The following is a 19,135-nucleotide window of genomic DNA, read 5'->3' as shown; positions in this document are numbered from 1 at the left end:
TTGATGATGGCCGTAATGACGAAAACATGCTTTCATTGGAGAGGATAGTGTAATTGGCACAATGAATAAAACACTGAGGGGGCCCTTTGACCAACGGAGCCAACATTCCACTCCATAAGCGGCTGCAAGTGTTGCAGGATCGGTTTGTCGAGCGTGCCCAAGGCGACATTCAAACGCTGTGCAACTTTGCCGATCTGATTGACCGCCATCATTTGGAAAGAAATGATCTGGTGGCGTGTTATCAGCTGTTGCACCGAATGGCAGGTTCGGCAGGTACTTTCGGGTTGCCGGAACTCGGGGCGGCTGCGCGTGTGATTGAAAAACAGATCAAGCCACTGGCGGAAGCGACTGAAGACTCCGTGGACGATAAGCGTGATGCCGTGTCTGTTCCGGCCAGCCTTGCCGGGGCCATTCGAAAGCTCGCCGACTTGATTCAGAACCCGCCGCAATCGAAAGACAGCGTTGCTGAACCAGCAAATGACGGAGAGGATTCGTTCGGGGGCACTCATGGCATGCAGATTCACGTCATGGCGCTGGCACATAGCCCTGACTACTTGTCAGGGCTGGTGGCTGAGCTGGCCGTTTACGGTTTTCTCTGCGATGTGGCGTCATTCAGCCAGCCAGAGGCGGCAGTCACGCGTCTGAAAGAGCATTCAGGTGCCACGATTATCATGTGCGTGGACTCTGAGTTAGACGACGTTCTGAGTTTTCGTAATGAGAATCTCCCGAAAGCTGAACACAGACGTTTTCCTGTCGTCTGTGTCGGACATGACGGTTCTTTTGAAAGCCGGTATCGGGTGGCAGCGCGGGGCGCAACGGCCTACTTTTGCGAGCCGCTGGATATGCCCGAGATGGCTGAACGCATTGAGTCCCTTGCCCTTGAACGTGGTTCCAGGCTGCAGGGTCGGGTTCTGATAGTTGATGACGATAAGGAGCTGGGCGAGCACTACAGCCTTGTCCTGAGCAGAGCTGGTATCAAAGCCCGGCTGGTGTCTGAGCCCTTTGAGCTGATGTCGGAGCTGTCTGCGTTCGAGCCAGACCTGGTGCTGATGGATGTCCAGCTGGGTGGCTACTCCGGAGTGACGTTAGCGAGGCTGATCCGTTTTGAGCCACGATGGCTCGGCCTGCCGATTGTTTATCTGTCCTCGGAAGACAACCCCGAGAATCAGCTGGATGCTTTAGCAAAGGGCGCCGATGAATTTCTGGTGAAGCCGGTGACCGACGATTACCTTGTCCGGTCGGTTCGCATTCGATGCTACCGTGCCCGTCAGCTCTCCGATCTGATGAATCGCGATAGCCTCACCGGGTTGCTCAAGCATTCGTTGATCAAGCAAGAGGTGGATAAGGAGCTGGCCCGTTGCCGTCGCAGTGGCCACCCCTCGTGTGTGGTTATGCTGGACCTGGATCATTTCAAGCGGGTTAACGACACCTGGGGCCACGGCCAGGGCGATATTGTTATACGAACTCTGGCTAACTTATTGAGAAACCGGCTGCGCGAGACCGATATGATCGGGCGGTATGGTGGCGAAGAATTCCTGTTGGTGTTGCCTCAGTGCGAACCCCGGATTGCAGCAGAGTTTATTGGTGCTATTGGCAAGAGTTTTGCCGAACTGGCGTTTGGGGTCGGGGATGACAGCTTCCAGGTCACCTTGAGTGCGGGCGTGGCCTCAATCAATGATTTTGCTGTCGCGGATCAAGCGATTGAAGCGGCCGATCAGGCACTCTACGAGCGCAAGCACGCGGGGCGTAACGGCGTAACGATATACGCACGCTAAGCGCCAGCTAAAGCACTAGGGGAGTGGTCGTTGAGAACGCTGATACTGGAAGATGACGAGCTGGTGGGAGAGCTTCTTGAAACCGTGGTGGCAGGGATCAACCGGGGTGCCAACGTCAGCCTGGCTCGTTCCCTCAGAGAAGCGAAAAGCCTGTTGCAACAATCTCGATACGATTTGTATCTGATCGACTGGCAGTTGCCGGACGGTTCCGGCCTTGAGCTGGTCAAACAGGTGCGAGCGTCTGATTCAGAAGTGCCAATTGTCATGGTGTCGGGTCGTTCCGATCGGGAATCGGTGCTCCAGGCTGCGCACCATGGCATTAATGGGTACATTACCAAGCCTCTGAATATTGAGCTTTTGCACCAGCGCTTGAGTAACCTGGTTAGTGCAGGTGCTGCGGAAACCGAAACGGTATCGGTGCGAGAATTTCTGGCGGCATCATTAAACGACGTTGTTCAGTTACCGACAGACATAGACCCGGGCGAGGTTCTCGGGCTGATTGGTCGTCAGCAAGAACTGTCGGCCGCTCAACTGGCCGAGCGTTGGCGTGAAGAGGTGGCATTAGCGGCTCGCTTGCTTGATGTGGCGAACAGCAGCTCGTTCAGACGAACGGGCAAGCCGGTGGAGTCACTCAGAGATGCGATCAGCGCGATGGGCGTTGCCATGGCATTGAACCAGGCTCTGGCGCTGTCTCTGGATGTCGCAAGCAAACTCGACAACCCTGCTTTGAAAGAACTGGCACAAAAACACCACGACACGGCTCTGCAAGTGGCTCGTGAGGCTCAGCGGATTGCGATCAGTATTAACAGGCCTCCGGCTCCGTTTCAGGAGGCAGGTTTGCTGAGTCGGTTGGGCGAAATGGCGGTGTTACGGGTGCTCAGTCAATTCATGGCCCACGGTGGTAGCCTGGATCAAACCGAGATTGATCACAGTATGGATGATTGGTCTCAAAAATATGGCAATCGTTTGAAAGTGCAGTGGAAGCTTCCGTTAAGCCTAAGGGAACTCATTGGAGCGGTGCATTTTTTGCCTAAAGATAGTACCCGAGAAGATCGCCTTGTGATGCGGGCTGCGGCATTGATTGCTGCGGGTCAACAGAACGGGGAAGAGTGCCAGCGACTGTTGCGCCGCATCGGTCTGGAAATAGATCAGCCTGCCAAGGAGCAATAGCATGGGATCAGTAGATGGGCGTCATCTTGATAAAATCATGTACGTTGAGGATGACCCGGATATTCGAGCAATTGCCGAGCTGGCATTGCAGGAGGTGGGAGGTTTTACCACGCGTTTGTGCAGCTCGGGCAAGGAAGCGCTCGAGGTGGTGTCCGAGTTTGAACCCGATCTGATCATTCTGGATGTCATGATGCCAGAGATGGATGGCCCGCAGACGCTCAAGAGCTTGCGGCACCTTCCGGAAACCAGACTCACGCCGGTGGTTTTCATGACGGCACGCATCCAGAGCTCTGAAATCGAAGAGTACCTGGCCCTCGGCGCCATTGGCGTGATCCCCAAACCTTTTGATCCGATGACGCTGGCTGATGACATTCGCCGTCTGGTAAAAGAACAGGTCTCCGAATAGTCATTCCGTGTTGGCGTGCGGATGCGAAAAGCGACGTTTTGCGATAGTCTGGGGCGCTTGAACGACTGCATGAATAGTTGAGGTGATCATGTCATTCCCCGAATCTCCGGACCAACTCAAGGCCCGGCTTAATCTGGAAACCTCCCGCATCCACTGGCATGAGCTGCAAACCCATTATGCCCGCGGACAGGTGGTGCGTGTGGCGCCGGAACTGGATTTGTTGAATGTGGCATCGGAATTGACCGCCGACAACAAAGCCCGGTTTGAGCACTGGATGAGTAATGGCGACATCGGTGACGTGTCTCCGGATCTGGCCAGAGCCTGGTATGACCGTAATGCTGAACTGTGGGCTGTGGTGATTGCTCCCTGGGTGCTGGTACAGGATCGCTCAGGTCAGAGCCTGCACTGAGTGGCGATCACAATAATTCTGACCAGGGCTTCTGGTCTGTGTTTTGAACAAGTCTCCTCGAGAAATTTATGCTGACTGGCGCCCTGCTGATACTGGCCCCGTTGTTCCTGGGTTTTGCCATTGCCCTGTCCAATCGCCGGCTGATGACCGCGATTCACTACACCGTGGAAGGTCTGGTCTATTTCATTCTGGCGCTGCTGGGGCTGGGGCTGGGGCAAATGGAAGGTCTGCTGGATCAGCTGGGAACCATGGCGGCTCAGGTCTCCGGTCTGGTGATCGTGCTGTTAATAGCGAACCTGGCCGGGCTTTGGTTGTTTCATCGTTGGCAGCCGATGACGATTGATCCCGATGAGTCCGAAGCTCGTCCGGGTTACCGCCGGTTGTTTCTGGCCGGGATGAAACCGTTGTTGGCGGTGCTGGCCGGAGGGTTGCTGGGCTACTTTCTTTGGTCACAGCTGCCGCTGGTGGACGAAATAGCGACCGCCGCGCTGATGTTGCTGTTGTTCCTGATCGGTTTGCAGCTTCGCAATGCCGGGTTGTCACTGCGCAAGTTGCTGATGAACCGCCAGGGCCTGGGGATAGCACTGGTGCTGGCGTTCAGTTCGCTGCTGGCCGGAGTGGTGTTGATTCCCTGGTTGGATGTGCCCTGGTACCAAGCGCTGGCGCTGACTTCCGGCTTCGGTTGGTATTCGCTCTCCGGTATCGTGATCGGGGATGCTCTGGGCCCTGCCTGGGGCGGCGTCGCCTTCCTTAACGACGTGCTGCGCGAAATCATTGCCCTGGCGTTGATCCCTCTGGTTATCGGTGTAAAACCTGCCATGGCTATTGGCTACGGTGGCGCCACCGCCATGGACTTTACCCTGCCGGTCATCCGCAGCAGTGGCGGCCTGGCGTGTGTGCCGGTGGCCATCGCCTCGGGTTTTCTGTTGTCCTTCCTGTCTCCGGTACTGATGGGCGTGTTTCTGGCCTTGGGCTAATGCGCCATTGCAGTTTCCTAAATTGATCCGGTGCAATGCTTTGGTCAGATTTACGGCTATAGTAGCTACGTATTAATATCCGACCTTCGACCCTGCCGCACCGGAGCCCCAAAAATGAACCGCCGCCACTTCCTGCAACTGTCCGTTGCCGCCGTTTCGGCTATTGGGGTGGGCGGTTGCTCGGGAACGGCTCCGTTGCGTACCGGTATCCACCCCTGGATTGGTTACGAGCCTCTCTACCTTGCTGAAGAGTTCGGGTGGCTTTCAAATTCGGTTCACCTGCTGAAGGGCGCAGCCGCCAGCGACTCGATGAGTGGCCTGCTATCTGGTGAACTGGATGCAGCGGCGCTCACTCTGGATGAGGCGCTCCGGGTTTTTTCCCAAGGCATTCCCTTGCGTATAGTGGCGGTAACTAATGTTTCGGTTGGCGCAGACATGCTGGTGGTCAAGCCTTCGATTACCAGCCTCGGCAGTCTCAGCGGTCGTGCTATCGGGGTTGAGCTTGGTGGCGTTTCCGGTGTTCTGTTGTTTGCCGTGCTGGAGCGGGCCGGCTTGAACACCGATCAGGTATCGGTCATCGACCTGCCGGTGCATCGTCACCCGGAGGCGTGGCAGAATGGCATTATCGACGCCTCAATTTGTTACGAGCCCACCGCTACTGCACTGATGAAAGCGGGTGGCACCCGCTTGTTCGACAGCAGTCAGATACCGGAGACTATCTTTGACACGCTGGTGGTGACAGAACAGGCCGCCCGGCGCCAGCCGGAGGCGGTGAGAGATCTGGTGTACGGTCATTTCCGGGGCCTGCGCCACCTTGTGCGCAGCATGCACGATGCGGTTTACCGGGTGGCGACGCGCCAGGGCATAACGCCCGACGCCGTTCACCAGTCGCTGGCAACAATCATGCTGCCGGAGCTTTCCGCCAATCAACGTTATCTTGCCTACCATGGGCGCATCGAAGTGGTGGCCCGACGATTAACCGACGTGTTGATCCGCGAGGGCCTGATGGAAACTCGGCCGGTATACGACCGCTTGGCGGATCCGTCGTTCCTGCCCCGGAGCATGTCGTGAGCCGTCGGCTTGTGGGTTGCTGTCTTACTGTACTGCTTTGGTCAGTTGCTGGTGGCTGGCAACCGCGGGTGCAGGCACAACAGGATGTCACGCTGGGCATCTTCGCATACCGGCCGGAGCCGGTCATTCAGGAACGCTATGCTCAATTGGCCGACTACCTGAGCCGGGAAAGCGGCCTGACTGTGCGCTTGCAGGTACTCAATCAAGACGCTATGAATCGAGCGCTGTCAGCGAACCAGATCGATTTTTTCCTGACCAATCCCAGCCACTTTCTGGTGATTCGCAGTGATCGCAGCCTGACCGGCGTGCTGGCCACAGTGCAGCGGGAATGGCAAGGACAGTCGACCGGCAGTATCGGTGGCGTCATTCTGGTGAGGGCCGCGCGCGATGACATTGACGGGCTGAGTGATATCCGTGGCAAGAGCATTGCCACCCCCGGTATGTTTTTTCTTGGTGGCTATCAATCTCCGGCGTTGGAGCTCAAGGACGCGGGTGTCGATATCCTGAGATACAACCGGATGGTACACCTGGGCAACCATGACCGGGTAATCCGGGCGGTGCAGGCCGGTGATGTCGACGTGGGCTTTGTGCGCACCGGTGTTTTTGAAGAGCTGGTCCTGGACAATCCGGCCCTGATGACCGAGCTGAAAATCATCAACCGACAACGGCTATCCGGTTTTCCGTTTGTGGTGTCGACTCGTCTCTATCCCGAGTGGCCGCTGGTTTCTCTGCCCCATGTGGAAAGCCGGGTCGTGCGCCGCATTGCCTCTGCCCTGTTTGCTCTCGAGCCGGATCATCCAGCGGCCATAGCGGCCAGTATCAGCGGGTTTTCGCCCCCGGCCGATTACCAGTCCGTGGAGCAGCTTGCCCGAACCTTGCGTATGTCCCCCTATGATCAGGTGCCGAGAGTAACCTGGCTGGATGTGCTCAGTCAGTACCGGGTGTGGGTGATCACTGTGGTTGTTCTGTTTGTGTTGCTGGTAATTAGCAGTTTCTGGTTAGGCCGCAAGAAGCGCCAGCTAGCGATCGAAGAACGGCGTCTGCGTGAGTTGATTGCCAGTTGGCCGCAGCCAATGCTGATGATCCGCCAGGGGGCGTTTGTTGACTGTAACCGGGCGGCGGTCGTTCTGTTGGGTTACAACTCAGAGGCGTCTCTTCTGGGTAAGGGATTGCCGGCTTTTTCGCCAGATAAACAGCCCGATGGCATGTTATCACTGCAAAAAGCGGACGCCTCGATGCGGCAAGTGGCGGCAGGTCAAGTGGTCCAGTCAGAATGGGTATTCGAGCGCTCGGACGGGTCGGAAATCTGGGTTGATATAACGCTGGCACCGGTTTATGAGCAAGGTCAGGATGCGCCGTCAGTCCTCTGTTCCTGGTATGACATTACTCGCCGAAAACATGCGGAAGAGCGGCAGCGGCTGGCTTTGAGGGTATTTGAAAATGCCCGTGAAGCCATCTTTATCACCGATGCTCACGGCGTAGTGGTCGACATCAACGATGCCTACTCGGAGATTACCGGGCGCGAACACAAGGTCGCGGTCGGCAGCCTGCCGCCTTTGCCGCTGGATGAAGGCAGCGCTATTCTGATTGCGGCGCGCAAGCACGGCGTCTGGAGTGGCGAATTCGCCAGTCGTCACCGAAAAGGCCATCCCACTATTCTGAGCCTGACCCTGAGCAGCGTGTTCGATGATCATGACGAGCTCAGTCATTTTGTCGGTGTCTTTACCGACATCACCCAGCTCAAAGAAACCGAAAAACAGCTGCGCACCATGGCGCATTATGATGCCTTGACCGGTCTGCCCAATCGAGTACTGTTTTCGGATCGGCTGCAGCAGTCCATGGCGCAGGCCCGTCGCCAGGGGTATCAGTTGGCCGTGATCTACATTGATCTGGACCACTTCAAGCCGGTTAATGACGCCTTCGGTCATGACGCCGGCGATGGCCTGCTGATCGAACTTGCCCGGCGCATGCGAGCGACGCTGCGCGAGGAAGACACCCTTGCCCGGCTCGGTGGAGATGAATTTGCCGCGATTATCGTGAACGTGTCGGATGGTCACACGCTGAATGCATTGTTGTCGCGTTTGTTGACGACCGTTTCGGCAGCGGCCTGGGTGGCTGGGCACAGTGTTGAAGTGTCGGCGAGTCTCGGTTACACCCTCTATCCTCAGGATTGCGAGCTTGATGGTGATCAGTTGTTACGGCAGGCGGATCAGGCCATGTATCGCGCCAAACGGGATGGCAAGAACCGTTACTGCAAGTTTTCCGACTCCAGTACCTGATGCCCGCCACCGTTCAGAAGATCGGTGGCGGCCTGCCAATTCAACGCCTTGCTCCACTGGTCATTGAGCCGCCGTACGGCGCTCAGGGCATCCAGGGACTGCTCCCCCAAACCGGTACTGAAATCCCGTCGCACCATCATCTGCAGGGTGCTGTTTTTCAGGCGATGATAGGTGGCTTCGGCTTCAGCCAGAAGGTTGGGGGCGGGGCCTTCGGCGGCCACCAGGGCCCGGATGGTGTCCAGGTACTGTGCCAGCGTCTGGGCCTGTTCGGCAAACTCGATTCGATGGCTTAACTCTCGTAATTTTATCAGTCGTGAGGCCAGCTCCGTTGCCTCTGCCAGATAACGGCAGGTGCGGATGCTGATAGTCAGTGCATCTACTATTGAAAGGCTCATCTTTTCCGCACGCAGGCGACTGATATAGTCAGTAATTGCCTGGTTCAGATTGCGGATGGCTTCGGCTTTAGGGCGGATGTCGGTTTCGGTCAGGCTTTCACGGTCGAGACAGACCCGCAGCAGGCCGCGGCTGTGACCGATCAGTCGCTTCATTTCCTGGTCTACCGCGCCAATGGCCAGTTCTGGAGTGGTGATCAGGGTGTCGTCCAGATAACGAGGCTCGGCGTTGTCTTCTTCCTTGCTGCGGAACAGCCGGCCCAAAAAGCGTGCAAAAGGCTTGGTGAACGGCAGCATGCAGAACGCACCCAGCACATTGAACAGGGTGTGGAACAAAGCCAGGGAGATGGCCGGATTGGCTTCCAGGTTCAGCCAGTCGGTCATCAGCGCGACCAACCACAGCATCACCGGCAGAATCAGCAGGGCAATGGCGCCCGTCAGTACGTTGAACAGGATATGGCCAACGGCCAGTCGACGGGCATTGGCGGTGGCTTTCAGAGCGGACAGGGCGGCGGTGGAGGTAGACCCCAGGTTGGCTCCGATAACGGCGGCTGCGGCGTTATCCAGGCTGATCAGGCCGCCGGCCGCAGCGGTGAGCACAATGGCCAGAGCCGCACTGGAAGATTGGGTCAGCACCGTTGCCAGTAAACCGATGACCAGATAAGTGGGCAGGCCATAATCCGGGCTGATGATGCCGCCGCCGGTAAAGCCGCCAGCAACGGATTCCAGAGCGGTTTTGAGAATCGACAGGCCGAGGAAGAACAGGGCGAATCCGGCCAGGGCCTCACCCAGAAACTGATTTCTCGGGGTGCGGCTGATCAGTTTGGTGCCGACACCGGCGGCGAGCAAGGGTAAGGCAACGGCTTCGACATTGAAGCCGAACCCCACCAGGCTGACCAGCCAGCCGGTCATGGTGGTGCCGATGTTGGAGCCGAAGATAACCGCCAGAGACTGCGCCAGGGTCAGCAAGCCTGCGTTGACAAAGCCGATGGTGGCGACCGTCACCGCCCCGGAGTGTTGAACAATGCCGGTGATGGCGAACCCCGCCATCAATCCCCTCAGAGGGGTTTTGGTCCAGGTGCCCAGCAAGTGCCGAAGATGGTGGCCCGCAGCATTCTTCAGGCCGTTGGTCATCATTTCCATGGCCAGCATGAACAAGGCAAGGCCACCCAGAATCTGGAATGCCGATGAGATCATGGTGCGGGGGTCGTTGTGCGCGAAGTCATAACGACAAGTTTAGCAGAGGTTGACCAGTAGCTGGGCTCAGGTCAAAAATTTACGCACGTCCAGCTTGTATTCTTCCGGGTCTACTGCTCGCAAAATCCGGTCCTGGTTGCCGGCGCGGGCAAGGTCGATAGTTTCGACTTTGATGGGGAGCCGGAACCTGGTGTGGTACATCACCCTCACCACCGGCAGACGCTGATCCTGCTCGTTGGTTTCGATTACCACACCGAGACGGCCACTTTCCAGCAACACCAGGGAGCCGACCGGGTAAAGCCCGATGCAGCGAATAAACTGTTTGACCAGCATCGGGTCCAGGTGATCACCACTCCACTCCAACAGCTTTTTCAGGCCCTGGGTCGGCGTCATGCCCTTGTGGTAAACCCGGTCTGAGGTGATGGCATCGTACACGTCGGTGATTGCGACCATGCGCCCGTACTCGGTAATTTCGTCGCCCTTGAGGCCCTCCGGATAACCACTGCCATCCATTTTCTCGTGGTGCTGGGCGGCGGTAATCACGGTGATCTCACCAATGCCTTCGGTGCTGGCGAGAATATCCCGGGAATGCCGGGCGTGCAGCCTCATCACTTCGAACTCTTCCGGACTCAATCGGCCGGGTTTGTGCAGGATGTCATCCGGTGTCAGGATCTTGCCCAGATCGTGCAGCAGAGCGCCAACGATGGTTTGATGGAGTACATCTGACGACAATTTGCGATAGTTGCCGAACAGCGACATCAACACACTCAGGTTGACGGAATGTTCGAGTAGATAATTGTCTTTCTCACGGATGCGGCCCAGGCAGCTCAGTGCATTCGCGTTGCGTAACACCGAGTTCTGCAATTCATCCGCCAGCTGGTGAATCGGGGCGACATCGACGGCAGCGCCCATTTTGACATTGCTCATGAAACTGCCCACCAGACCCTGAGCCTGGTGGTGGATCTTCTGGGCTGTCACGATTTCTTCGGTCAGTGTGATTCTGGGTAACACCCCGGGGCTTAGCTCGCCGGCGCCCTGAAGCGCCTGCTCGTTGCGGCGATCGACCTCAGTGGCGGTTTCCGAATCCTGGCAGTCCAGGCCTTTTTCAACGTCGATATAGACGTAGGTCACCCCCATCCTGCGGATCTTGTCGATGGTGTCATCCCGCTTGATTACCCCTTTTTTGCGTTGGGTATTGTGCGGTATCCAATCGTTATTCAGATCGGAAATGTACATGCCAACCTTTAACGCTGAAATGGGGATGCGCTTGATCATGGTTGCGGGAAAAACGTCCTTAAGCTGTTCAAATAGGTCTGGCTCAGTACCTGATCCAGCGGGAGTTCTTTTACGTCAGCAATTTTCTCGGCAATAAACGGCAGGTAAAAGGGCGCGTTTTCACGGCCACGATAGGGCACCGGGGTCAGGAAGGGCGCGTCGGTTTCCAGCAGTATCTGCTCAATCGGTGTCATGCGCACGATGTCTCGCACGTTTTCGGCCTTGTTGAAACTGGTGATACCATTGAAGCCCAGGCACCAGCCCTGGTCGAGGGCGTACTGTGCCAGCCCGGGGCCGGAGGTAAAGCTGTGGATTACGCCCCGGCGCTCCAGACTGTTTTCGAATTCTTTCAGGATGGTGATGGTGTCGTCATCGGCGTCGCGGCTGTGAATCACCACCGGGCGCTGGTTGTCGCAGGCAATCTGTAACTGGCGCCGGAACACGTCTCGCTGAACGCCCCGGTCGGCATTGTCGTAGTAATAATCGAGACCGATTTCGCCGATGGCCACGATCTTCTCATCCCGGGCGTGCTCGCGAATCTCGGCTTCTACTGCGTCCGAATAACGTTCCGCCTCGTGCGGATGAATGCCTTGGGTACCGTACACCCAGGGAGCAATATGGCTGAGCTTACGCACAGTAGCCAGGTTATCCGGAGACACCGCGATGGTGATCACCCGCTCGATGTTGACCTGCTGGCTTTGCTCCAGAATGTCGGCCAGGGGCTGATCTTTCAGGTAGTCGAGGTGGCAGTGGGTCTCGATAATCGGATGATTAAATACGGGAATCTCACGACGTTTCTTGCTCATGCCAGGCTATTAAGCTCCATCACAGCCGGCGTTGGCTGCTATTCTGAGAGTTTGGTCACACAAGGTTATCAGTTTGCGTGATCGTTGGGTTGCATGGTTGCCATAGGGAGTTTCTTTAATGAAGTATACGGCGTTTGCCCGCTCGTGGTTTTTAGAGCCGAAAAAACCCGGTTTCAAGTACTATCCGACCCTGCTGGACGAGGATCAGAAGGTGCCGGCCCTTGAGGCCAGCCTGGAGGACATCGGTGAATACCAGCGCCGGCTATGGGCCAACGGCAAAAAAGCGTTGCTGCTGGTGGTTCACGGCCCTGACACCAGCGGTAAAGACAGCCTGATTCGCACTCTCGCCACCTACGCCGACCCTGCCGGTTTTCATGCCTGGTCGTTCAGCCGTCCTACGGAAACGGAAGCCGCTCACGATTTCCTGTGGCGGGTGACGCCTTTGTTGCCAGCATATGGTCAAATGGTGGCCTTCAACCGTAGCCATCATGAGGCGGTGATTGGCGAGCGGGTATGGCCGGTTCGGGCGGTTGACAGCTACGACTGGCCGGCACGCTATCAGGCCATCTGCGATTTTGAGCGGCACCTGGTGAGCGAAGGCACCTGTGTGGTGAAAGTCTGGCTCAACCTGTCAGAAGACGAGCATAAGCGCCGGTTGCTCAAACGGCTCGACAAACCCCGCAAGCGCTGGAAGTTTGATCGCTCGGATATTGAGGGCTGGAAGCTGCGAGCTGACTATCAGTCATACGCTGAGCAGGCACTGGCGGCCACGCATACTGAGGCCGCGCCCTGGTTTATCGTGCCCGGTGATCGCAAGCCTGAGGCCCGCGCTATCATTGCCGCCCTGGTGGCGGATGTGTTGAAGCAGTTGGCACCGGACTATCCGGCGGAGCACCCGGATGTTTTGGAAGAATACCGGGCGTTGCTGGCGGAACAAGGGGTGAGCTGAAGGAGGCAGGTTATGCATATTGCAGTTGTAGGCGGCGGTGTGGTGGGGATAACCACCGCCCGGGAGCTGCTTCGCAGAGGGCATCAGGTGACGGTGCTGGAGCGCCATGCCCTGGCAGGCAATGAAACCAGTAAGGCGAATGCGGCCCAGCGCTCTTACGGGGTAGTCTATCCTTGGGCAGACCCCGGCATGGTGTTCAAGGCCCTGCCCTGGCTGTTTCAGAAGAGCGGCCCGCTTAAACTCAGGATGCCGCCGTCCCCGGAGGCTGTCCGATTCATGTTTGCCACCCTGCGCTATGCCTGGTCGCCCGGGCTGTTCGGTCTGAACAAGCGAGCCATGTTACGACTGGGCATACACAGCCGGGAGCGGTTTCTGGCCCTGGAGCAGGAACATAAGCTGGCCTTTGATGGCGAGCACCAGGGCTTGCTGCATCTGGCCAGCACGCAAAAAGCCATGGACGACTACCGGGGTGTTCATGAGCTACTGAGCGAACTGGGCATCGCCTCGCGTTTGCTGACGCCAGAGCAGGTGCGGGCGGCGGAGCCGGGTATGTCCGGCAATGGCCCCCTATACGGCGCCCTCAGCTATGACACCGATGGTACCGGTGATTGCCATCTGTTCTCTTGTGAACTGGCAAAGGTCTGTGAACAACTGGGGGCAAGCTTTCGCTATGAAGTGGAAGTGCAGCGCCTGATCGCCGATGATGCCCGGGTTCAGGCGCTGCAATTGCGAACCGCGAGTGGCGATCTGGAAACCCTGGCAGCCGATGCCTTTGTCATCTGCGCCGGCTGCTGGTCGCCTCAACTGGTGCGACCTCTGGGGCTGGAGTTGCCCATGTATCCGATCAAGGGCTACAGCATCACGGTGCCACTGAGTGATCCTTCAAAGGCTCCGGCCAGCACCGTTCACGACGACAACTTCAAGGTGGTGTCCACTCGTTTGGGGGATCGGCTGCGGGCGACCGGGTTTGTCGAGTTGGCGGACTATAACCGGGACATTCCGGAGGCCCGGATTGCCACCATCAAACAATCGGTGCAGTCGCGCTTTCCCGGTTGTGCCGATCTGAACGCAGCTGAAGCCTGGACAGGCTTTCGCCCGATGACGCCGGACGGCCCTGCGATTATTGGCCGGGGGCCGCGCGATAACCTGTTCCTGAATACCGGCCACGGCACCTTCGGCTGGACCCTGTCTGCCGGCAGCGCCTCGGTGATCGCGCAGGTAATTGACGGCGAGGAACCCTCAGTGCCGCTGGACCCGTTCCGGCCCGGGCGCTTTGCCGAATAGATCTGGTTTTCCGGAACGTTTGCTTCAACCAGCACAAAGGCTCGTGTCATGACGTTATCTCCGGCGGCGAATCTTCACGGCGCCGCTCCTTCTTTCTGGAACCGCTGGCAGTTGCTGAATAACTGGCTTGTTCAGCATCAGCCGATTTGGCGGACCGTGCCGTTTTCGGAACCCGTACCGGCATGGTGCCGGCACTATCCGGAGCTGACCAGTTGGCTGGAGACACTGACAGATCAGGAATGTGATGCCTGGCAGGATAATCTGCAGGCGTTCGCCACCGAAGCAGCGGGTTTTGTCCCGGATCTTGGCGATTACGGCGAGCTGGTCGCTTTGCCCCGGCTGACCACGGCTGAAACCGGGCAGAACGCCGCCCTGCCCGAAGTCAATGCGGTGGATATGCCTGGTCGTAAACGCCTGCAAGCCGGTGCCTTTGCGGCTTCGGTGCGCCCGCTGAATGGCCCGGTACTGGACTGGTGTTGTGGCAAAGGCCATCTCGCCCGCACCCTGGCAGGGCAGGGTGCGGATTCGGTGCTGGGTGTCGAATGGAACCCGGAACTGGTGACCGACGGCAACCGGCTGGCGCAGCGCTATGGTGATCCGGTACAACTTCGACAACAGGATGTGATGGCCGGCGATTTCGCCTGGCCCGCTGCCGCTCATGGAGTAGCACTGCATGCCTGCGGTGACCTGCACCGTCAGCTTCTCAAAAATGGCAGTGCGGCAAGCGCACCACGGCTAAGTATCTCTCCCTGTTGCTACCATCTCACGGGTAACGAACAATACCGATTGCTGTCAGATCAGGCCCGCAACGCGGCTGGAGCATTGGCCGTAGATCGCAACAGCCTTCGGCTTGCCGTGCAAGAAACGGTGACTGCCCCGGCCAGAGAGCGTAAGCAGGCTGCTGTGGTCAGCGCATGGCGCCTGGGTTTCGATGCCTTGCAGCGCCATGCGCGGAACGCCGACGAGTATCTGCCGGTGCCGTCGCACCCATCACGATTGAACTCCGGTGATTTCGAGGGTTTTTGCGTGTGGGCGGCACAGCACAAAGAACTGCGTTTGCCCGACAAGGTGGACTGGCAACATTGGCAATCTGAGGGTGAACGAAGGGTGCGGCAGGTGCGCCGCCACGAACTGCTCCGGCACCTGTTCCGACGGCCTCTGGAATTGTGGCTGGTGCTGGACTATGCGGTGTTTCTGGAAGAGCAGGGCTATCAGGTACGCCTCGGAACCTTCTGTGATCGTTTACTGACCCCGCGTAATCTGCTGCTGGATGCGGTCAGAGCAAGTGAGCTGGCCAAAAAATAAGGCGCCCGAAGGCGCCTTATCATTCAGTCCCGAACAGGTTGTCGTTAGCGACGAACCTGAATGCGGGCTTCAACACGACGGTTCTGGGTACGGCCAGCCGGGGTGGCGTTTGAGGCAACCGGCTCGGCTTCGCCATAACCGACTGCAGATACACGCTCCGGATCGACGCCCAGCACGCTGGTCAGGCGGTTAGCCACAGCTTCGGCACGACGCTGAGACAGGAACCGGTTGTACTCGGCGTCGCCAATGCTGTCAGAGTGGCCGGCAATTTCCACAGAGGTTTCCGGGTACTCTTCCATGAAATCAGCGACCCGACGGATCTCGCTGTCGTAGGTGGCATCAATTACCGAACTGTTGGTGGGAAACTGAACTCGAAGTTCAATGGTCTCGATGGTTTCGGTGACGCCTTCACAGCCTTTCTCATCGACGGTTGCGCCAGCAGCAGTGTTCGGGCATTCATCCCGGTAATCGGCCACGCCATCACGGTCGCTGTCGAGCGGGCAGCCACGGCTGTCTACCTGAGCGCCGGCCGGGGTGTTCGGGCACTGATCACGATTGTCCGGCACGCCGTCACCATCGGAGTCAACTGGAGCCGGTGCGGGAGTTGGCGCCGGGGCCGGTTTCGCCGAAGCAACTGTGCGCGTGAAGGCCCAGCTCAGGCCCAGTGAAGCCATAGTGTCGAAGGTGCTTTCGTCGATGCCGTGGAATTCTCTCAGATCACCTCGGATCGAAATGACATCGCTGACGTTGTAGCGGAAACCGACGCCAACGTTAACCCGGGTTTCTTCATGATCACTGCCAGCGGTGTTGAGTCCACGATTGTCATCAACGCCAAACTCGGCATGGCCCGCACCCAGAGAGACGTACGGGTTCCAGGCAGCATCTGGGCCGGCGAAGTAGTAGGTGCCGTCGATGCGAAGTTCCTGAAATTCGGACGAGCCCGAAGTGTATTTCTGGTTGGCGTCTGCCCGTGAGTAGAGCGCTTCGACCGACCAGCGCGGCAGGAAGCGGTATTCCACACCAACACCGAAAGTGCCGGTTTCGCTCAGATCCCGTTTGTCGTCAAACAGTTGGAAGCCGGCAAACGGGTTCAGGTAAATGGTTTCCTGGCGATCGGCCAGGGCGGGGGTTGTAAGGGATGTGGCAAGGGCCGCCAAGACGACCGGGCGCATGATCTTCATGCAGAACCTCCTATTTAGTTATTATTTCCTGCAAATCTAATCAGGAACGAAAATTCCAAGAAATTACTATGTTGCTCGGAATTTAGGGCAGTAGGCCTCAAAAAACAAACAAATGACAGTTTCGAGTACGTCCGGAATTGTACGCAGTTCACCGACAAAACAGATTTATTCAGAGGTGATCGTGAAATACAGGTGGGCGCTCTTCTTGCTGAAGTTGAGTGTATCGCCATTGGCAAAGCGCACCTCGAACGAGCTTTCATCTTCGGAAATTACGTCTCCGCTGCCAAAGATGGCATGCACTACCCGTTGTTGATGCCAGACCGGTTCCGGGGTCTGGTCAACGGGCGCACCCTGACCTTCGATAACCACGCCCTCACGCTCCGCATAACGGAGGCTTATGGCGGTCAGCGGGACACTCACTGCCAGTGACTGCTCTGGCGCAGGATGCCCCTGATCCAGAGCGGTTCCGAGTTCATGGGACAGCTCGAAACAGAATTCAGACACAAACCGGCTTGGCCCCTGGTCACCTTCAAGGTGGGGTTTCGGGCTGGCTGGACGGGTGATCAGGTGCAGTGCATTACGGGTCCGGGTCATGCCCACGTAGAGCAGCCGGCGCTCGCTTTCCAGCGCGGCGCGGGCATCGTCTTGTGGCCGAGGGCTGTAGGGCAGATACTTCTCCTGCAGGCCCGGAATGATCACCACCGGCCATTCCAGGCCTTTGGTACGGTGAATGGTGGACAGCAGCACACCGTGATCCCGTTTTTCCCCGGCCTGCTGTCGCAGCGCCTTGAGATGATCCAGCGCCCCGGCGGCATCCACATCCAGATTCTTCAGGTAGTCCCGGAAGCCCTGAACCGTGTCAATCCGCTCCTCGGCACTGTCGTGGGTCAGTGCCAGGCTTCGAATGCCCTCATAAAGATCCATGTGGTCTGCGTACACGCTGATCAGACCCGCCACCGGCCCCTTATACCTCTCAAGCTGCGCCAGCACCTCGCCCAGTTTTCGCAGCTTGCGGGCCTGCATCGGCGCCAGCGCGTCAAAGTCCATCGCCAGCAAGCGTTCATGCCAGGCTCCGTCAAACGCTGCCAAAAATTGCGCCAGGTTCTCCAGCTCCGCTTCCTTCAGACCAACATGGGGAAACCTCAGCAACTGCCGGGCCAGGTCCAGTCGATCGGTATCCGGCAGCAACTTCAATCTGCCTGTCACCACCATCAGCAGCGCCGTAATGGCCTGCACTTCACGACTGAACAACGCGCCCTTGCCGGCATCAATCCGATACGGAATCTGCCGCGCCAACAGTTTGAGCTCAATCGGCACGCTCTGGCTCCAGACCCGGAACAGAATCGCAGTCTGGCTGTTCAGCACTTCATCCTGCTGGCGCACAATCTTCAGCACCTGATCGCCATCGTTCTCGGCCCGATGCAGCGCCACCGCGGTAGCTGGCGTCGACGGGTGCGAGTGGCACAGCACATCCTTGCGCCCGGTGTTGTGACAAATCAGATGATTCGCCAACAGCGCCACCTGATGGCCATAACGGAAGGTATAGCTGAGCGACTGCTCCAGCGGGCTCTCGAACTCATCACTGAACCGCCGCAGAATAAACTCCGGCCGCGCGCCCCGGAACTCGTAAATCGTCTGGTCTGGATCTCCCACCACCGTTACCCGGGCCCGATCCCCGGCGACAAAACGCAGCAACAGATGTTGAATCTCATTGGTGTCCTGGTACTCATCCACCAGAATCAGATCCATCTTGTTGCCCACCAGCCGCTGCAACGGCTGGTTCTGATGAATCGCCATCACCGGCTCATACAGCATATCGGCATAACTGATCCGGCTCTGGCCCTTACGCCACTGCTCAAAGCTGTGGAACAGATCGATCAGATACCGGTGTTTGTCTGAATACCCCAGCTCCTCGAACACCACCTCCGCCGGCGACAGACCGGTCTTCACCAGATCAATAAACCCCGTCGCCGTCTCCACAAATTCCTTCTTGTTGCGCCGGATCTCATCCGCCAGATCCTCCGGCGCCAACCGCCGCGTCAGCATCCAGGCCTGGTAGGCAATCTCCTGCTCGGTCAGAATCTTGTCCGAAAACCCCGGCAGATAGCCCTCCCGAACAAAGCGCTTATACAACCGCAGCCCCATGGCGTGGTAAGTCCGGATCTCCGGCAGCGCCAGCCCGGACTGGGCACACACCTCCTGCAGCTTGCGCTCGAAATCCACCCGCGCACTGCGGTTGAACATCAACACCAGCACCCGGTCCGGATCATGCCCCTGCGCCAACAGAAACCGGATCCGCCAGGCCAGGGTAGAGGTCTTGCCACTGCCGGCAACAGCGGTGATCACCGAATGCTCGTAACCGGCGGTAATGATCGCCCGCTGCTCATCGGTCAGAAAATCCGGCAGGTAAGAAGTATCAGGGATTTGGGGTTTGGTAGGCATGGGCGCTATTGTACTGGCCAACTGGTAGTGGGAATAGCGCTGCCGCATAATTGCCATAAAGGCGGTCGGGCAGAGCGAATACAGCTCCGGGGTATGAAAACAGGCTTCGGGCAGGCTTTCCAAAACTGTGCGGAGCCAGGGATGGCGGAGCCCAAGCGTCACATGGATGTGCCGAAGGAGCGTGTTTTGGAAAGCCTGCCCGAAGCCTGTTAACACC

The 19,135-nt window shown here is 58.0% G+C and carries 15 protein-coding genes; 10 read left to right on the top strand and 5 right to left on the bottom strand.

Features of this window, described 5'->3' with window-relative positions:
• The first annotated feature begins 86 nt into the window (after window positions 1-86).
• From C7H08_RS09610 to C7H08_RS09580, 7 genes are all read left to right on the top strand, one after another.
• Window positions 87-1,775 (top strand): diguanylate cyclase domain-containing protein, encoded by a 1,689-nt coding sequence (locus C7H08_RS09610; protein ID WP_106671494.1) that lies wholly within the window; start codon window positions 87-89, stop codon window positions 1,773-1,775.
• Between the two features lie 30 nt (window positions 1,776-1,805).
• Entirely contained in the window at window positions 1,806-2,945 is a 1,140-nt protein-coding gene (locus tag C7H08_RS09605; RefSeq protein WP_106671493.1) for a response regulator, read from the top strand.
• Between the two features lies 1 nt (window position 2,946).
• Window positions 2,947-3,351 carry a response regulator gene (locus C7H08_RS09600; RefSeq protein ID WP_106671492.1) on the top strand — a complete coding sequence of 135 codons (405 nt, stop codon included), beginning with the start codon at window positions 2,947-2,949 and terminating at the stop codon, window positions 3,349-3,351.
• A gap of 88 nt (window positions 3,352-3,439) precedes the next feature.
• Window positions 3,440-3,760 (top strand): DUF2288 domain-containing protein, encoded by a 321-nt coding sequence (locus C7H08_RS09595; protein WP_106671576.1) that lies wholly within the window; start codon window positions 3,440-3,442, stop codon window positions 3,758-3,760.
• Between the two features lie 68 nt (window positions 3,761-3,828).
• Window positions 3,829-4,737 carry a LysO family transporter gene (locus tag C7H08_RS09590; RefSeq protein WP_106671491.1) on the top strand — a complete coding sequence of 303 codons (909 nt, stop codon included), beginning with the start codon at window positions 3,829-3,831 and terminating at the stop codon, window positions 4,735-4,737.
• Window positions 4,738-4,851: 114 nt separating this feature from the next.
• Window positions 4,852-5,808: an ABC transporter substrate-binding protein gene (locus C7H08_RS09585; protein ID WP_106671490.1), complete on the top strand. Its 957-nt coding sequence runs from the start codon at window positions 4,852-4,854 to the stop codon at window positions 5,806-5,808.
• Complete coding sequence (locus C7H08_RS09580) at window positions 5,805-8,087, top strand: diguanylate cyclase domain-containing protein (RefSeq protein ID WP_106671489.1); 2,283 nt, start codon at window positions 5,805-5,807, stop codon at window positions 8,085-8,087. The genes C7H08_RS09585 and C7H08_RS09580 overlap by 4 nt, the downstream gene beginning before the upstream one ends.
• On the opposite strand, the gene C7H08_RS09575 is transcribed toward C7H08_RS09580, so the two are convergent.
• The 3 genes from C7H08_RS09575 to C7H08_RS09565 all read right to left on the bottom strand — a co-directional run bounded on the left by C7H08_RS09575 (window position 8,057) and on the right by C7H08_RS09565 (window position 11,757).
• Complete coding sequence (locus C7H08_RS09575; RefSeq protein ID WP_106671488.1) at window positions 8,057-9,676, bottom strand: Na/Pi cotransporter family protein; 1,620 nt, start codon at window positions 9,674-9,676, stop codon at window positions 8,057-8,059. The two genes, C7H08_RS09580 and C7H08_RS09575, sit on opposite strands and share 31 nt — an antisense overlap.
• 66 nt (window positions 9,677-9,742) lie before the next feature.
• On the bottom strand, window positions 9,743-10,951 hold the full coding sequence (locus C7H08_RS09570; RefSeq protein ID WP_106671487.1) for a cyclic di-GMP phosphodiesterase: 1,209 nt from the start codon (window positions 10,949-10,951) through the stop codon (window positions 9,743-9,745).
• On the bottom strand, window positions 10,948-11,757 hold the full coding sequence (locus C7H08_RS09565; RefSeq protein ID WP_106671486.1) for a TatD family hydrolase: 810 nt from the start codon (window positions 11,755-11,757) through the stop codon (window positions 10,948-10,950). The genes C7H08_RS09570 and C7H08_RS09565 overlap by 4 nt, the downstream gene beginning before the upstream one ends.
• A 118-nt stretch (window positions 11,758-11,875) precedes the next feature.
• Between C7H08_RS09565 and C7H08_RS09560 the strand changes: the two genes are divergently transcribed.
• Genes C7H08_RS09560 through C7H08_RS09550 form a run of 3 tightly spaced genes read left to right on the top strand, consistent with a single transcriptional unit; the run spans window position 11,876 to window position 15,295 of the window.
• Window positions 11,876-12,706: a polyphosphate kinase 2 family protein gene (locus C7H08_RS09560; protein ID WP_106671485.1), complete on the top strand. Its 831-nt coding sequence runs from the start codon at window positions 11,876-11,878 to the stop codon at window positions 12,704-12,706.
• A 12-nt stretch (window positions 12,707-12,718) separates the two neighbouring features.
• A complete protein-coding gene (locus C7H08_RS09555; protein WP_106671484.1) occupies window positions 12,719-13,990 on the top strand; it encodes a D-amino acid dehydrogenase in 1,272 nt (423 codons plus the stop codon).
• A gap of 48 nt (window positions 13,991-14,038) precedes the next feature.
• Window positions 14,039-15,295 carry a methyltransferase gene (locus C7H08_RS09550; protein ID WP_106671483.1) on the top strand — a complete coding sequence of 419 codons (1,257 nt, stop codon included), beginning with the start codon at window positions 14,039-14,041 and terminating at the stop codon, window positions 15,293-15,295.
• 44 nt (window positions 15,296-15,339) lie between these two features.
• Here the strand turns inward: C7H08_RS09550 and C7H08_RS09545 are convergent, their stop codons facing one another.
• Complete coding sequence (locus C7H08_RS09545; RefSeq protein ID WP_106671482.1) at window positions 15,340-16,476, bottom strand: OmpA family protein; 1,137 nt, start codon at window positions 16,474-16,476, stop codon at window positions 15,340-15,342.
• 165 nt (window positions 16,477-16,641) lie between these two features.
• On the bottom strand, window positions 16,642-18,966 hold the full coding sequence (locus tag C7H08_RS09540) for an ATP-dependent helicase (RefSeq protein WP_106671575.1): 2,325 nt from the start codon (window positions 18,964-18,966) through the stop codon (window positions 16,642-16,644).
• Between the last annotated feature and the right edge of the window lie 169 nt (window positions 18,967-19,135).

It is taken from the genome of Marinobacter halophilus (assembly GCF_003007685.1).
GTDB classification, from domain to species: domain Bacteria; phylum Pseudomonadota; class Gammaproteobacteria; order Pseudomonadales; family Oleiphilaceae; genus Marinobacter; species Marinobacter halophilus.
The sequence above is the reverse complement of the archived record's forward strand: the minus strand, read 5'-3'. Positions and strand labels throughout refer to the sequence as shown.

Coding starts and splice junctions, on each gene's coding strand:
- C7H08_RS09555 (WP_106671484.1), top strand. CDS start 12,719: ATGCATATTGCAGTTGTAGGCGGCGGTGTGGTGGGGATAACCACCGCC.
- C7H08_RS09595 (WP_106671576.1), top strand. CDS start 3,440: ATGTCATTCCCCGAATCTCCGGACCAACTCAAGGCCCGGCTTAATCTG.
- C7H08_RS09545 (WP_106671482.1), bottom strand. CDS start 16,476: ATGAAGATCATGCGCCCGGTCGTCTTGGCGGCCCTTGCCACATCCCTT.
- C7H08_RS09560 (WP_106671485.1), top strand. CDS start 11,876: ATGAAGTATACGGCGTTTGCCCGCTCGTGGTTTTTAGAGCCGAAAAAA.
- C7H08_RS09540 (WP_106671575.1), bottom strand. CDS start 18,966: ATGCGGCAGCGCTATTCCCACTACCAGTTGGCCAGTACAATAGCGCCC.
- C7H08_RS09575 (WP_106671488.1), bottom strand. CDS start 9,676: ATGATCTCATCGGCATTCCAGATTCTGGGTGGCCTTGCCTTGTTCATG.
- C7H08_RS09565 (WP_106671486.1), bottom strand. CDS start 11,757: ATGAGCAAGAAACGTCGTGAGATTCCCGTATTTAATCATCCGATTATC.
- C7H08_RS09600 (WP_106671492.1), top strand. CDS start 2,947: ATGGGATCAGTAGATGGGCGTCATCTTGATAAAATCATGTACGTTGAG.
- C7H08_RS09585 (WP_106671490.1), top strand. CDS start 4,852: ATGAACCGCCGCCACTTCCTGCAACTGTCCGTTGCCGCCGTTTCGGCT.
- C7H08_RS09550 (WP_106671483.1), top strand. CDS start 14,039: ATGACGTTATCTCCGGCGGCGAATCTTCACGGCGCCGCTCCTTCTTTC.
- C7H08_RS09590 (WP_106671491.1), top strand. CDS start 3,829: ATGCTGACTGGCGCCCTGCTGATACTGGCCCCGTTGTTCCTGGGTTTT.
- C7H08_RS09570 (WP_106671487.1), bottom strand. CDS start 10,951: ATGATCAAGCGCATCCCCATTTCAGCGTTAAAGGTTGGCATGTACATT.